A 15,571-nucleotide genomic window follows, 5' to 3' on the forward strand; every position below is an offset into this window, starting at 1 on the left:
CAGGTTGAGCATAAGTCAGCGAGCGGGCCGCATTTGAGACAAGGTGACGTGAAACGAAAGGGCGCTGACCTTCTGGTCGCGCCCTTGAAGTTGAACGTCAGATTGTCCAAATGCGGCCCGCGCAGCGCCGGCCCGTTACGGCGTTTGGTAAAACGCCGTAACTAAAAACGGTTACCGCGGAAGCCGCCACCGTTGCGGCCGCCACGGTCGCCACCGCGACCGCCGCGGTCGTTACCACGGTTGCCGCCGAAGCCGCCACGGTTGCCGCCGCGGTCGCCATAGCCACCACGGTTGCCACCAAAGCCGCCGCGACCGCCACGGTCGCCGCCACGGTCACCAAAGCCGCCACGGCCGCCACGGTCGCCACGGTCGCCGCCACGGCCACCACGGTCGTCACGGCCGCCGCGAGGACCGCGATCCTCGTCCAGGCCCATGGCGACGAGCGGAGCGATAACCTTATCGAGAGCGGCCATCAGCTCGGTGGCCTCCTCGTAAGAAAGCTCGGGCAGGAGCTTCTCCTTCTTGTTGGCAAGCTCGACCAGGCCCTCAGCGGCATCCTCGGCGGCGAAGACAACAATCTTGCGCATATCGCCCTCGGCGTCGTCGATGCGGCCGACCAGATCGGCAGCCTCGGCCTCGGCCATCAGGCCATCGAGCTCACGAAGGCGCATGCCCAGCAGGTCGGACATTTCCTTCTGCTCCATCTTGGGCTTGAGGTCAAGAAGCTTGATGGCGCGCTCGATGTTCGCCATGCGCTCGGCCTTGGCCTCCTCCTCCTTAGAAATAGCAAAGCGACGGCTACGCAGCAGGCGGGCGGCCTTCTGCATCTTGTCCATCAGCTCTTCGTCATCGTAATCAACGGCGGCCTCGACAACCTCGGCCTCCTCCTCGGCGGAAACCTCGTCAGCAGCCTCAACCTCGGCAGCTTCGGTCTCCACGGTCTCGACTGCCTCGACCTCGGCAGTCATGGTCTCGTTCTCGGTCTCGTTCATGATCTCTTCGTTCTCGGACATGAGACTCCTTCTTGGCCCTCTCGGGCATCATCGCCCCATTCGCGGGGCCCGTCGCGCACTCTTTGCGCTTTAAACATTCATGCCTCTCGGCAAAACGTCCATTAGTTTATGGTGTCGCCATCTAATCTAGCTGCAGAATCTATGTGCACACATTAATGCGACATGTGTGACTCGCGACGAGCGTACACCAGCGACGCCACAAACCCGACCACGGCAATCACGGCCGCCACGCGCACGGCAGTTGCAAATCCAATCGCCTGGGCAACGTCGGTCGCAGCGTCAGCCGCGCCGGCAGTCGCTGCAGAACTCGAGAGCAGGCCGATAAACAGGGACGGGCCAAACGATGCGGCAATCATGTTCCACGTGTTAAGCAATGCCGTTCCGTGAGGATGTTCAGCGGCAGGCAGCGTCTCCAATCCGGCCGTTTGCGAGGGGCTCAGCACCAAACCGACTCCGGCATACACCACAACGGTCAGCGCCACAACGACGCCGATGTTCATACTCGCCGCCGTCATCGAGATGGCAGTCTGCCCCACGGCAATCAGGGCAAAGCCGACCGGCAGCAGCGGCCATGCGCCACGGGCGTCCATCACGCGTCCGCCCACAATCGAGGTCACGGCGTTACAGGCAATCGCCGGCAAAATGAGCAAGCCCGCAACAAGTGCGGTCATGCCGTATGCGCCCTCAAAATAGAGCGGCAACAAAACGCTCATCGAGAACGTCGTCATCATCGACACCACCACAAGCAGGCACGCAGGCCAAAAACGAACGCTCGCCATGGGACGCACGTTAAGCACCGGATGCTCGAGTTTGAGCTGGCGGGCCGCAAACAGGCCGAGCAGCACAATGGCGGCGATAAGCGTCACGATGCCGGCAATCAGATTGGTCGAGAACTCGCCTACGGAATACACAAATGCCGTAATGCCGGCGGCGAGCAAAACAACCGACAGAATATCAAGCGTGGTGTTCGAGCGCTCTCCGACATTCTGAACAAGCTTTACGCCCGCCGCAGCGACCACAATGCCGGCCACCAGCGGCACTACGAACACCGCCCTCCAGCCAAACAACGTGCACATAAGACCGCTGATCACAGGTCCAAACGCCGGCCCTAGCGTAATGCAGGCACCACCCAGGCTCAGATACAGACCGAGCTTCTCGCGCGGGGCGCAAGACAGCACCACGTTCATCATGAGCGGAAACAAGATGCCCGATCCCGCAGCCTGTAAAATACGACTTGGCAGCAAAACGCTAAACGACGGAGCGATCAGACACAGGACTTCGCCGGCGACCATACATCCGCATGCGAAAAACAACAGCTTGCGCGTCGAGAAACGGCCGGACAGGAAGGCCATGATGGCCGTAAAGATCGACGTCACAATCATGTAGCCCGAGACGAGCCACTGCGCCGTGGTGGCACTCACCGAAAAGGCCGCCATAATGTCGTGCAACGCCACGTTAATGATGTTCTCGTTAAACGCGGCAACAAAGGCCGCAATATACATAACGACGAGAAGCGCCGCAGTGGCCGATGGCGTTACTTGAACTTGTTGCTGAGATTTGCTCCCCATGCATTTCCTTCCTCTTGGAACGACAGTTGCATCGCCCCAGAGGAACAGTCCAGGGCGAAAAATGAGCCCTAGACTTACGCCAGACGCCGTACACGACGAATCTGGCAACATGGTCCAATATCGAAGGATTGTAACGCGGACGCACAGCTTTCCTTCCGCGCTATTATTAAAAGTCCACGAAAGCATAAGACATGAGGAGCCCGCCATGATTAAGCCCATCATGAAATCCGAGTTCTTTTTGCGTCTGCCTTCCGAAGACGCGGGACCCGACGATGTCGCAACCGGGCAGGATCTCCTGGATACACTCCACGAGCATGAGCGCGAGTGCGTGGGCCTCGCCGCCAACATGATCGGCGTGCGCAAACGCATCATCTGCGTAAAGGACGGCAACAGGACACTCCTGATGTACAACCCTCAAATTCTTGAGCAGGTCAATGCCTATCAGACGAGCGAAGGATGCCTCTCGCTGATCGGCGAGCGTCCCTGTACCCGCTATCGCCGCATTAAGGTTGAGTATTTGGACGAGAACTTCGTTCACCGCATCAAAAACTTCTCGGGCTACACCGCCGAGATCATCCAGCACGAAATCGACCACTGCAATGGCGTCGTGGTTTAGGCCACCTGCCAAAATGAGGGTACCGGAGGCCTCCCTATGGACATCAGCCGCTTTGGCGAATTCGCCATCTTAGCGCAGTCACGCACGTTTCTTGATGCGGCGGAACTGCTTTTCATGTCGCAATCAACCCTCTCCAAGCACATCATGGCAATGGAGCACGAACTCGGCTGCAAGCTCATCGATCGAAGCAAGCGCCACGTAACACTCACCGCGCAAGGTGAAGCGCTTCTCCCCTATGCTCAAAAAATTGCGACGCTTCAGCATCGCTATCTTGCCGCCATTCAAATAGGTGCAGGTGAGCCGCTCGAGCACCTCACCGTAGGTTCTATCCCCATTATGGCCCCTTATGGGATCACGGACGCCGTCATCGATTTTCAGCAGGCGAACCCCTCATATTCTGTCGAGCTCATCGAAGGCGAGGGCGACACACTCAAGCGCATGCTCCTGCACGAGGACATTGACCTGGCCTTCATCCGTGACAGCGGCGCCATCGAGCCAGAGTTCAAAAAGATTCCCTTTACGACCGACCGGCTTGTGGCCGTCCTTTCGCTCGACCATCCACTCGCCGAACGTGACACCGTCGAGATAGACGACCTTATCGACGAGAATTTCCTCATGCTTCCCCAAGGCTCGTTCGTAAGCGAGCTCGTCCTTTCCCTTTGTCGAGAAGCTGGATTTGGCCCACGTGTTACGTTCACCGGCAAACGAGCCGAGAACATCATCTCTCTTGTCGCACGCGGCGCCGGTGTCTCATTCCTCATGCGCAAGCCGGCGGAATCGCTTGCCAGCGGAAAGGTAGCCCTGGTGCCGCTTGAGCCCGCGACGACCTCCGAGGTCAGGCTCTACCTCAAGCGGAATGCCGCGCACTCGCAGGCGGTCGTCTCGTTCATCGGCTTCCTCCCCTACCGTCAGCTCCTGCAGGGCGACCGTGCGTCTTCCACCGCGGCACGACCGTCATAATCCCCGCTGCTCCACAACCGCAGACCTGTGTCCGCAAACACGCTGACAACGGCACAAAACACAAATATGCCTCGGGCGGCAAGTCGCCGTCCGAGGCATATTTAGTTAAAGTGCGCAGACAGACTAGTCCACCGAGATGTTGAGCGCCTTACCGCCCTCGTCCTTCCTGGTACCGATCACCATAGCGGCGACAAGAGCCAGAACGAAAGCGACCACACCGGAGATGACAAGGCCGATAAAGCCCGTGTCGATGCCGGCAGGGTTAATAAAGCTCGGGAAACCGAGCGGGCCGGAGGCACCGAAGGCATAGAGTTTGGCACCCATGAGGCCGGCAATGGCGCCGCCTACACCAGCGGAAATAAAGGTTGCCCACATAAGACGCTTACGCGGCAGCAAGATGGCGTAAAGCGCAGGCTCGTTGACACCGAAAATCGAAGAGACAAGGGCGGGAATGTTGACGGCAGCATTTTCCTCGGAGTCCTTGGTTCGGATGACCATGCCAAGCACAGCACCGGCGATGGCACAACCGCCTGCATACACGAGTGGGTTAATAAGGTCATAGCCGTAGGTTGCGACATCGAGGAACCACAGCGGGATGATACCCCAGTGCAGGCCGAACATGACGAGCAGGCTCCAGAACGTGCCGATGACGAAGCCGGCGATGGCGGGCTGGAAGTTGATGAGCATCAAGATGATCTGGGCAACGATGTTGGAGAGGACCGTCATGACCGGACCGACCACAAGCAGGCCAAGGATGCCGCAAATGAGGAGCGTCAGGATGTTGGAGAAGAACGAGCTCACAAGCGCGGGCAGCGCGTTAGAAAGGGCCTTGTGCACCTTGGAGGCAATCCAGACGATAAAGATCGCAGGCAGAATCGTCGATGAGTAATTCTGCATGATTAGCGGGATGCCAAAAATATCACCGTAGACATTGGACTCGAAGACCGTACCGGCGCCGAGCGTGTAGAGCGGATCTCCACCCATAAGGGCAACGAGCGTCGGGTAGACGAGGATACCGCCGAGCGCCATTCCCATAACGGGCTTAAGTCCGAACTTCTTGGCCGACGTCCAGCCAATGATTAGCGGAAAGTAATAGAAGACCGAATCTCCGATTGCCGAGAGCGTCACATACGTATTGCTGTCCTTGGCAAGCCAACCGGCAACCGTGCAGAGCGCGAGCATCGACTTGATAAAGCCACCGGCCATAAGCACGCCAAGAACCGGCTGCAGAATCTCGGAGATGATGGCCAGCAGACGCGAGAATGGATCGCCCTTTTTGACGTCGTCGTCTTCATCGATATCGAGTGCGGGTTTGGAGTCGAACCCGCCAATCTGAACAAGGTCGTTGTAGACGGCCTCGACAGTGGCACCAATCACGACCTGATACTGTCCGCCGGCCTGGATGACGTCAACGACGCCCTTCGTCGCCTTAAGCTCATTGGTCTGGGCGAGCGATTCATCCTTGAGGCGGAAGCGGAGACGCGTAATGCAGTGGCTCACGTCTAACACATTGTCTCGACCACCGACCTTTGTGATGATTTCATCGCAAAGCTTCTGGTATTTCATGGAATTCTCCTTTTCTGAGCGGGGTATAGCATCGATTTCATGCCTCCGTAGTCGACGTGGGAGGGCAAGGAACCCGCTTCCCCCTTTGAAATCCGCGGACGCACGTACGCCCGGGATGGGGAACGGCAGAGAAGATGGAAGATGCCGATCACATGGCAATGAGCCTCATTGGCCCATATCACGCAATCAGGCCTACAGACGCGAATCTGCTGCGCCGAGAAGTCTCGTCGTCTGGCAGAACTTGTCACACAGACGTTCCGGTTCGCCCTGGGGAATCTGAGTACGCTCGGTCTCAAAGGAGAGGCCGTACTCGCGTGCCGGAAGGAAATACTCAAAATAGCCGTTGGTGTAACCGCAGACTATTCCCTCGACCGGACATTCGCGCTTCATGCGAATGCCCAGGTCGCTGCCGAGTTCACTCGGGAACACAAAGAGATGCAGGCCGCCCAGACTGATGACGGCGCACTTAAGCGTGAGTGAAAAGTCGTCATGGGCAACGGTGTGATAGAACGTCTGAGGCTCGATGCGGTCAAGAACGACCTCGCAATCGAGCTTGATCTGGGAAATCGCCTCGGCAAGACCGGTCGAAACACGCTCAACCTCGGGAATGCCGCGTCCCTGTCGAAAATTGCGGTCGCTACAGTCGCCAGCAGCACCGACGACCATGGCCGGATAGTAACCAAGACTCTGAGCGAGCTTTTTGCCGGTAAGACCGGCGAGTTCGCTCGTGAGCTCCGTGCAGTCGGGTCCGACGCAAGCGGAATGCACCGCCCAGTTCACAAAGCCCGCAAATGGCTTGCCTTCGGTATCGAAGAACGATACGACAATGACCTCATTGTCGGCGAGTTCACCTGGGATGATGCGGTTGTCGTAGAAACCGGTGATGACCTGCTTGCCCAAGCGACAAATCGCGGGCTGTGCGTTGGCACGGCACTCCTCAAAGCATTGGCAAATGGTATCGAGGAACCAGCGGTAGTAGTTCTCGTCGAATTTTCCCGTCCACCAGCTGCGGTGATAAGCGACGATTGAAGTATGGTCGTGCGTCGCCGAGAGCAGGACGCAATCACGGTCAATGCCGTAGCGCTCGGCGAGCATTGTCTTGACCTCCTCGGCCATGCTTTCCTCGAACTCGAGGACATCGGCATTAAAGAGAAACACTTCACGTTCGCCTTGCTGGAAGAGGATGGCGTTGGCGAAGACGTCGTCATGGACGCCCGTCGCAGGTTCAAGACGGTTGGGAAGATTGCGGTAGCCAATCAGGTAGATGTCGCCCTGTGGGGTGATTTTGCGGCGCGCGTGTCCAATGTTCATGCACGTTCTCCTTCTGTGTCACGCCGCATTCAAGGCGGCAATGATGATTTCGACGAGGCGCTCATGGGATCCGGCGGCAAAACCGGAGTTCATGGCCTCATAGGTGATCTTTTCGTACGCGTCGGGAGCCGGTAGGTACTTCTGTCCGCCGTTGACGAGTGTGGCAAAGAACACAGAGCCGGACCGAGCGGCGCGCACAGTGGCGCCGAATGCACTCGAGACCTCGGGTTGTACGCCGACAAGCTCGACGTTTCCCAGCCGGAGCAGATAGACCCTCGTGCGCTGCTCGCCAGCGGCATGAAACTCATACGTTCGGTGCGGGGCCAAAGAGTGAAAATCGGCGCGTGTCTGAGCGGGCAGGAGAACGTCGACCGTGCGGGCATCGATGCCGGTAGCGTCATCCTCACGCGCCATGCGAGCGGCCTCGATTAAAGCGTCGCCCAAGGCCTGCCCCTGCTGGTGCAGCATGCGGTATCCGTCCTCATGGGCATCGACCGTCTGCTTAACGCCGGCCGCATCGAACATGACGTTCATGGCGTGCTCCGCCGGACCTTGGTCGCCCGCGGCCCCTGGCAGCAACAGGGCAACGCCGCCCAGCTCGCGCTCGAGTGACATGGCGGCAAAACCAAAGAGGTCTCCGCTCGCCATGCGCCTCCCCTCGGAGTCGCGCGACCCGTCGAGCACGGAGGACTGAACGTCCGCCGTCGCGAGCACGGCAACATACTCGCCCCCGGCATCCCTTATGGCGAGCACGGGCATCGTGTGGTCGGCAAACCCCCTGGGATTCGAGCCCAACCACCAGCCGGCAGGCGTCTCAATGTCGCGATTAACGTTCACGGGGCATTCGCCCTCCACAGTGGCGAGCGTGGCAGAGCGAATGCCCGCAACAGCGCGCTCGACAGCCGTGCGGGCGGCAGCGACGAGCGCTGCGCGATAGCGCTCGTTGCGATTGCGGGCAGCATCGTCGGCAAGATGCCCGGGAGTGCGGACGTGAGGCATGGAAAACGTGTGGGTAGGAACCACCCAAGAATAAGCACCGCTGCAATTGGCGGCATCCTCAACAACCTCACGCAGATCGGCGAGTAGAGCCGGAGCGATCGAGGTGACCTCAAGCGAAAGGACGCAGGCGCGTCGCCCCGTCCCCTCGATGATAAGGGCACGGGCGAAGACCTCATGACGGAGTTCGTCGAAACCGTCGAACGGCAACACGTCCCCAAGATCGATGGCCACACGAGCGGCCCCAGCTCTCATCTCTCCTTCGTCCATGGCAGATACTCCCCTCTGATTGCCGCTCACTCGACACCGTACAGTTGCTGCGCCGTACCGCCAAGCACAAGGTCGCTGTCTGTATCGCTCAGATTTGCAGCGCGAACGCAGGCGACACCCTCGGTGAGCCACTCGCGTTTAACGGGATAGCTCGTGCCAAAAACAATATGGTCTGCACCCAGCACGTCAACCGCGCAGGCAAGGAGTGTCTTGCCCCAAGGCTGGGCATGGGACATGTCGAAATAGATGTTGTTCTCGAGGTGCCTGGAAACGGTCTCGGTATCGACCTGAAAACGGCCAGAAGCATCAGGGCGCTTGGGACCATGAGGCAGCAGCATTTCCTTGAACGCAAAGTATGCGCCGCCGAGCATGGAGTGGACCATCTTGATATTGGGATAGCGCTCAAAGAAATCACCAAAGATCTCTCGGCCGATCGCCGTAGTTTGGTCGACGCAGCGGCCATAAGAGCGGCGAAGGTTGTCGTACGCGAGAAGCGACTCGTTCTCGACCGGCACGGGAACATGGTGCACGTAAACGGTGACATGGCGTTCGTTCAGGTGCTCGAAAAAGCTCGAGAAGACCTGGTCGTCGAGATAGCGCTTGCCGTAGTGAGCGCAGAGCTGCACGCCCGCAAAACCATCGTCGAGCCTGCGGTCGAGCTCCTCCAAATTCGCTTTGGTGCCAAAGGGCGGCACGGCGACAAGCGGAATCAGACGGCCATTTGACGCCTTCGCGTCAGCAGCCATACCGTCGTTGAAACGCCAGCACATCTCGAGCGACATCCACTCGTGGCAGCCGGGGAGCTTGAGGATCGCCTTGTCGACCCCCGCCTCATCCATATCGGCCAAGCGCTTCTCGAGGGTGTAGTCGCCCTCAATGTAGTTAAGACCCGGAGAACCGGCGGGCATCTCGATCACGATCTGTCGTTTGCCGGCGGAATTCATGGTCAGATAGCCTTCGGTGTCATAGGCGCGGGGTACCTCGGCCAAAAACTGTTCGCAGAGCGTCTCGTCATGAAAGATGTGCTCGTCGAACCAGTAGGAATTTGCATCGATAATCATTGGTTGGAACCGCCTTTCATCTTGTTGAAAACATTCTAGAAAAGCAGGTACCCGGACATCAATTCCAGCTTAAGCCAACTGTATTCCATTTTGGAATAGAACTTACCGCTCACGCGCGAACCTCGCCCGCTCAACGAGACAAGCGCTAACAGCACGGGCTTAGACAGAAAACGGTCGGCCCGCATCCGTTGCGGGCCGACCGTTTCATTACAGGCTACCTTTGCCGTTACGCCTGGCGGTAATGATCGAAGAAGTCGGCGAGGTCTTCGAGCGACTCTTTGAGCACTTCCATGCGCGGCAGGTACACGATGCGGAAGTGATCGGGCTCGGCCCAGTTAAAGCCGCCGCCGCGCGTGATCAGAATCTTCTTCTCGTGCAGCAGGTCGAGGGCAAACTGCTCGTCATCGGTGATGTTGAACTTTTTAACATCCATCTTGGGGAAGATATAGAACGCCGCGCGCGGCTTGACCACCGAGATGCCATCGATCTTGTTGAGTGCCTCATACACAAAGTTGCGCTGCTCGTAGACACGACCGCCGGGACGGATGTAGTCGTTGACCGACTGATGGCCACCGAGCGCCGTCTGGACGATCGACTGGGCCGGCACGTTGGAGCACAGGCGCATGTTAGAGAGCATGTTGACGCCCATGATGAAGTCGCTCATGCAGCGCTGGTTGCCCGAAAGCACCATCCAGCCAATACGATAGCCCGCGATCATGTGCGACTTGGAAAGGCCGCTAAAGGTGACGCAGGGCAGGTCGGGGGCGAGCGAGGCAATCGAGACGTGCTCGTAGCCGTCCATGCACAGGCGGTCGTAGATCTCATCGGCAAAGATCATCAGCTGATGCCTGCGTGCAATCTCGACGATGCCCTCGAGCACCTCGCGCGGATAGACGGAACCCGTAGGGTTGTTGGGGTTGATGATGACGAGGGCTTTGGTCGCGCTCGTGATCTTGGACTCCATATCCTCCAGGTCGGGATACCAATCCGCCTGCTCATCACACAGGTAGTGCACGGGATGTCCACCGGCAAGGGTTGCACACGCCGTCCAGAGCGGATAGTCGGGGCTGGGGATCAGAATCTCGTCGCCATTGTCGAGCAGCGCGTTCATCGAAAGCTGAATGAGCTCGGACACGCCGTTGCCCGTGTAGATGTGCTCCATCTGAACGTTGGGCAAGCCCTTGATCTGCGAGTACTGCATAATCGCTTTGCGCGCAGAGAACAGACCGCGCGAGTTGGAATAGCCTTCGCAGTCGGGCAGCTGCTGGCGCATGTCCTTGATAACCTCGTCGGGCGTGCGGAAACCGAAGGGCGCCGGGTTGCCGATATTGAGCTTGAGGATGCGCTCGCCCTCGTCCTCCATACGGGCGGCCTCGTCGACGACGGGACCGCGCACATCATACAGGACGTTATCAAGCTTGGTGGATTTAGAAAAAGTACGCATGGTGGTGCTCCTTGGAATTTGAGCTGAGGGATGGGGTTCGGGCTTGGAGTCGTTGCGAGGCGATGATGTCTCGCCTTGATCGGCGTCACCGGCAAGCAGCCAGGTAACATCGACCTCCAAAATGCGGGCGAGCAGCTCTGCCACATCGCGCCGCGGGATCGTCTTGCCGCTCACATATTGGCTCATCTGACTCTTGCCGAGTTTTTTGCCGAGCATCTCCGATGCGCGGATTACGTCCGACTGGCGAACGTCGCGATCGGACATAGTCTGTCGCAGGCGATTGCTAAACGTCTCTTGGGCCACTAGAACCTCCTTGCTGGCAAAGTTCAATTTATAGAACACGAATTGAACCTGAGTTCAATTTAGGCAGCAGTATAGCGCGGCGCCTCATTCGAAAGTTCAATTTCATAAGAAAACGTACCGAACTCCGAGATTTGCCCAAAGCGGACAATGACGTGTACACGTTTAAAGGTATTCAAGGAATCGAGCGGCCGCGAGCGAAACGTCAGCGGTGCGGTATATGGCGTTGATCTGCCGATGGGGATGCCCCTCGAGCGGACGCACGGCGACATCGAACTGGCAGCGCCGCAAGATGAGCGCCGGAAGAATGCTCACGCCCAGGCCGTCCTCGACCATAGCCATAATCGCATAGTCATCCCAGGTCGACAGCTTAGAACGCACCGCCAGGCCCGCGCGGCGAAACAGCGGCGTAATCTCGTCGTCGCTACCGCGTTCCAGCAGAATAAACTGCTCGTTTGCCAAATCGGCAAGGGAAACGACCTCCGCGGTGGCAAGCGAGGAGTCCGCTGGCACCACGGCCATCAGCTCGTCTTGCACCAACGGCCGCGACGCCATGCCGGTGCCGCGTGGCTCGCGCGGGATAAAGCCCAGGTCGCAGCGGCCTTCCGCCACCCATTGCTCAATCTCTGAGTAATCACCCATCAGCAGCTCGTAATCGACATCCGGGTGATTGGCGCGAAACCGCGCGATCACCGGCGGCAACACATGGGTCGCCACACTCGAAAACGTACCGATACAGATCTTGCCACGCATGAGCCCTCGCATCTCGTCCACGCGTCGCTGCAGACGGCCAAACTCTTCGCATAACGCCTCGACCGCCGGCATGACCTGCCGCCCGTCGGCAGAAAGCACTACGCCCTCGCGGCTTCTATCGAGCACTTTAAAGCCCCAGTCGGCCTCGAGATCGGCCACCATACGGCTCACGCCCGACTGCGAATAGCTTAGCCGCTCGGCGGCGCGCGTAAAACTGCCGGCGCGTACGGTCTCGAGCAGCACCTGCATCTTTTGAATATTCGTTTCCACGGCACCCCTCCACCTTTGCATGAGTTTTTCTCATGCTATCCATGCATTATATTCGCTTTTCTTCTAAAGCCAGTTCACCCATAGTGAACATGCTCGGATATAGAGGGGATGTCAGCGCATGAACAACGGACTGTTTACGTACTTAGCAGCATTGCTATTGTTTGGTTCCAACGGCATCATCGCCGCTGCCATCGCGCTGCCGAGCTCCGATATCGTGCTACTACGCACGTTTTTGGGCGCACTCTCGCTTGTCACCGTCCTCGCCATCACCCAACGCCATAAGTTGCAGGCGCCATCTCGCCCCCGCGAAGCCGCAGCCCTCCTCCTCTCGGGAGCCGCACTGGGCGCCAGCTGGATTTTTCTGTTCCGCGCCTACCAGACGATCGGCGTCGGCGTATCCTCGCTGCTGTACTACTGCGGCCCCATCATTGTCATGGCGCTCTCCCCACTCATCTTTGGCGAAAAACTGACCGGCGGCAAAATCGCCGGGTTTATCGCCGTCGCCTGCGGTGCTTTTCTCATCGCGGCCCAAGGCCTCGGCGGCAATATGCCCATCGCAGGCATCGTGTGCGGCATCGCCTCGGCCTTCTGCTACGCGTTGATGGTCATTGCCAGCAAGGGAGCGCCACATATCGAAGGTCTCGAGAACTCCACGCTCCAGGTGAGTGCCGCCTTTGTAACCGCGTTGATCCTTACGCTCTTCACGCAAGGTGCCCCCTCGTTCCTCTCCCCCAGCATTGCCGCCGGCATCGATTGGCACGCCGTTGCCATGCTCGGCATTGTCAACACCGGACTCGGTTGCCTGCTCTACTTTAGCGCCGTCGCCAAACTGCCCGTGCAGACCGTCGCCGTCGTCGGCTACCTTGAGCCGCTTTCGGCCGTCGTGTTCTCGGCCGTCCTTTTGGGCGAAACCATAACACCGGTCCGCCTGATGGGCGCCGCGTTTATCATCGGCGGCGCGATTTTTTGCGAACTCGCCGGCAAACGCGCAAACACCAAGGCTGGCATCGCCCAGACAGCACGTGCTTAATAGCCCCTGCTCTGAAATACTACCTGCGTACATGAATAATCCCCAGATGGGGATTATTGTCTAAAACACCCCGATGTGCCAAACTGCTCTTATATGTATAAAGATGGCATAAAGGTCTGCTGCTCGTGGCAGAGGCCAGATGTCCAAGGGAGTCCACGTGGCACACAACAAGCTGGAGGCAAGCCTCCAAGACCAGCGTAGTCAAGGCAGGCATGGAGCCATTCCCCTCTCCGCTGGCATGCTGCTCGTAACGCTCGGCGTCGTCTACGGTGACATCGGCACAAGCCCCATGTACACCATGAAATCAATCGTCGCCAACAACGGCGGCATCGGCACCGTCAGCGAGGACATGATTCTGGGCGCGCTTTCGCTCGTCATCTGGACCATGACACTCGTGACCACGGTCAAGTACGTGGTAATCGCCATGAAGGCCGACAACCATAACGAGGGCGGCATCTTCGCCCTGTTTAGCTTGGTGCGCAAAGTGGCGCCTTGGCTGATTCTTCCCGCCATGATCGGCGGCGCGGCGCTGCTCGCCGACGGCATCCTCACCCCCGCCGTCACGGTTACCACGGCCATTGAGGGCCTGCGCACTATCGAGTGGGGCCACGCGCTATTGGGTGACGGGCAAACCAACGTCATCATTATTACCATCATCATTATCTGCGGCCTATTTGCCATGCAGCGCGCCGGCACCTCGTCAATCGGCAAGCTGTTCGGCCCGCTTATGACGCTATGGTTCCTGTTCCTGGCGGGCGCCGGCCTGTTCAACATGCTCGGCAACCTGTCCATCCTACGCGCGCTCAACCCCATCCGCGGCATCATGTTCCTGTTCTCGCCCATCAACCACTCGGGCATCATGGTGCTCGGCTTCGTCTTCCTGTCGACGACCGGCGCCGAGGCGCTCTATTCGGACATGGGTCACGTGGGCAAGGCTAACATTTACGCATCCTGGCCGTTCGTAAAGGCGGCCCTCATCCTTAACTATCTGGGTCAGGGCGCTTGGCTGCTCGCCAACAACTCCAATCCCCAGATGCTCGCGATGGACATCGTCAACCCGTTCTATATGATGCTCCCCGAGCCCCTGCGCCCCTTTGCCATCGTGCTTTCGGCCGTGGCGGCCATCATCGCCTCGCAGGCGCTCATCACCGGCTCGTTCTCGCTGGTATCCGAGGCAACCCGTCTCAACCTTATGCCGCATCTGCGCATCCACTACCCCAGCGACACCAAGGGCCAGCTCTACATTCCGCTCGTCAACAACATCATGTGGGTCGGCTGCATCTTCATCGTGCTGCTGTTCCAGAACTCCGAGCGCATGGAGAGCGCCTACGGCCTCGCGATTACCGTGACCATGCTCATGACCACGACGCTTTTGACGAGCTACATCGCCGGCATCCTCAAGCACAAGCTAGGTGCCTGCGTCTTCGCCCTGCTCTTTGGTGCCATTGAGCTATGCTTCTTCGCCTCGTGCCTCACCATGTTCTTTGACGGCGGCTACGTCATGATCTTCCTGGCCGCACTGCTGTTCGGCCTTATGTATGTGTGGCGTCGCGGCACCGCCATCGAGCGCACGCAGACGATCCTGCTGCCCGTCTCCAAGTACATCGATCAGCTCAACCGCCTGCGCAACGACGAAACCTACCCCGTGCTCGCCGACAATCTGGTATTCCTCACCAACAGCCCCGATCCGCTCACGCTCGACCGCGACGTGCTCTACTCCATCCTGGACAAGCACCCCAAGCGTGCCAAGGCATATTGGTTCATCAACGTACACGTTACCGACGAGCCCTATACGCACGAGTATTCCGTTGAGACCTTTGGCACAGACTTTTTGTTCCGCGTACGCTTGGACCTGGGCTTTAAGGTCAATCAGCGCATCAACGCCTACCTGCGCCAGATCGTTGGCGACCTGATGGCATCGGGTGAGTTGCCGCCGCAGCATCACACCTACTCCATCTACGAGACACGCGGCAACGTGGGCGACTTCCGTTTTTGCATGCTGCGCAAGATGCTTGCCCCCGAAACGGACATCAACCGCAACGACCATCGCGTCATGGCCATCAAGTACGCCGTCCGCCGCGCCTGCGGAAGCCCGGCACGTTGGTACGGTCTCGAGAACTCGGCCATCATCATCGAGTACGTGCCCCTCTTTGCCCGCATGCGTCCGGCAGTCAAGCTTGTACGCACCCAGGTGCCACTCGAAGTTCAGATCGAGGAAGCCGAGGAAATGGATGTCGATATCTTCTCGGACGACCTGGTCAACGGCAACGAGGCCGGTAAGAATATGAACGTCGACCCCACCGAGTTGCTCGAGAGCGTCGCCGATACGCCCGAACAGCAACTCGACGGACTCGAGAGCACCCAGTTCAACGACGCCAACTTCTAACACGCCACCAGCCATTAACGACAACGG

The 15,571-nt window shown here is 58.8% G+C and carries 12 protein-coding genes; 4 read left to right on the top strand and 8 right to left on the bottom strand.

The annotated features are described in order from the left end of the window. Positions 1 to 161: 161 nt before the first annotated feature. Both AAA021_RS06010 and AAA021_RS06015 read right to left on the bottom strand, forming a co-directional pair. Positions 162 to 1,013 (bottom strand): hypothetical protein, encoded by an 852-nt coding sequence (locus AAA021_RS06010; protein ID WP_349088417.1) that lies wholly within the window; start codon positions 1,011 to 1,013, stop codon positions 162 to 164. Positions 1,014 to 1,165: 152 nt separating this feature from the next. Next, positions 1,166 to 2,581, bottom strand: coding sequence for an MFS transporter (locus AAA021_RS06015; RefSeq protein ID WP_349088419.1), 1,416 nt, complete (start codon positions 2,579 to 2,581; stop codon positions 1,166 to 1,168). Between the two features lie 205 nt (positions 2,582 to 2,786). Here AAA021_RS06015 and AAA021_RS06020 point away from each other — a divergent pair, with 205 nt between their 5' ends. Both AAA021_RS06020 and AAA021_RS06025 read left to right on the top strand, forming a co-directional pair. Further along, entirely contained in the window at positions 2,787 to 3,197 is a 411-nt protein-coding gene (locus tag AAA021_RS06020) for a peptide deformylase (protein WP_349088420.1), read from the top strand. Between the two features lie 36 nt (positions 3,198 to 3,233). Continuing rightward, positions 3,234 to 4,157 carry a LysR family transcriptional regulator gene (locus tag AAA021_RS06025; protein WP_349088421.1) on the top strand — a complete coding sequence of 308 codons (924 nt, stop codon included), beginning with the start codon at positions 3,234 to 3,236 and terminating at the stop codon, positions 4,155 to 4,157. Between the two features lie 123 nt (positions 4,158 to 4,280). Here AAA021_RS06025 and AAA021_RS06030 read toward each other — a convergent pair whose 3' ends face one another. The 6 genes from AAA021_RS06030 to AAA021_RS06055 all read right to left on the bottom strand — a co-directional run bounded on the left by AAA021_RS06030 (position 4,281) and on the right by AAA021_RS06055 (position 12,128). Further along, positions 4,281 to 5,723: a PTS transporter subunit EIIC gene (locus AAA021_RS06030; RefSeq protein WP_349088423.1), complete on the bottom strand. Its 1,443-nt coding sequence runs from the start codon at positions 5,721 to 5,723 to the stop codon at positions 4,281 to 4,283. Between the two features lie 192 nt (positions 5,724 to 5,915). Next, complete coding sequence (locus AAA021_RS06035; protein ID WP_217750124.1) at positions 5,916 to 7,034, bottom strand: neutral/alkaline non-lysosomal ceramidase N-terminal domain-containing protein; 1,119 nt, start codon at positions 7,032 to 7,034, stop codon at positions 5,916 to 5,918. Positions 7,035 to 7,052: 18 nt separating this feature from the next. Then, positions 7,053 to 8,300, bottom strand: coding sequence for a hypothetical protein (locus AAA021_RS06040; protein ID WP_217750125.1), 1,248 nt, complete (start codon positions 8,298 to 8,300; stop codon positions 7,053 to 7,055). 26 nt (positions 8,301 to 8,326) lie between these two features. Further along, the gene (locus tag AAA021_RS06045) at positions 8,327 to 9,361 is read right to left on the bottom strand and encodes an amidohydrolase family protein (RefSeq protein WP_349088425.1); all 1,035 of its coding nucleotides are present in this window, start codon (positions 9,359 to 9,361) and stop codon (positions 8,327 to 8,329) included. A gap of 226 nt (positions 9,362 to 9,587) precedes the next feature. Next, positions 9,588 to 11,069, bottom strand: a complete 1,482-nt coding sequence (locus AAA021_RS06050) for an aminotransferase class I/II-fold pyridoxal phosphate-dependent enzyme (protein WP_349088534.1) — start codon at positions 11,067 to 11,069, stop codon at positions 9,588 to 9,590. A gap of 201 nt (positions 11,070 to 11,270) precedes the next feature. Further along, on the bottom strand, positions 11,271 to 12,128 hold the full coding sequence (locus AAA021_RS06055; protein ID WP_349088426.1) for a LysR family transcriptional regulator: 858 nt from the start codon (positions 12,126 to 12,128) through the stop codon (positions 11,271 to 11,273). A 118-nt stretch (positions 12,129 to 12,246) separates the two neighbouring features. Here AAA021_RS06055 and AAA021_RS06060 point away from each other — a divergent pair, with 118 nt between their 5' ends. Next, on the top strand, positions 12,247 to 13,158 hold the full coding sequence (locus tag AAA021_RS06060; RefSeq protein WP_349088427.1) for a DMT family transporter: 912 nt from the start codon (positions 12,247 to 12,249) through the stop codon (positions 13,156 to 13,158). Between the two features lie 139 nt (positions 13,159 to 13,297). Beyond that, positions 13,298 to 15,544, top strand: coding sequence for a KUP/HAK/KT family potassium transporter (locus tag AAA021_RS06065; RefSeq protein WP_349088428.1), 2,247 nt, complete (start codon positions 13,298 to 13,300; stop codon positions 15,542 to 15,544). The last annotated feature ends 27 nt before the right edge of the window (positions 15,545 to 15,571 follow it).

Source organism: Collinsella sp. CLA-JM-H32 (assembly GCF_040098165.1).
Taxonomy (GTDB): domain Bacteria; phylum Actinomycetota; class Coriobacteriia; order Coriobacteriales; family Coriobacteriaceae; genus Collinsella.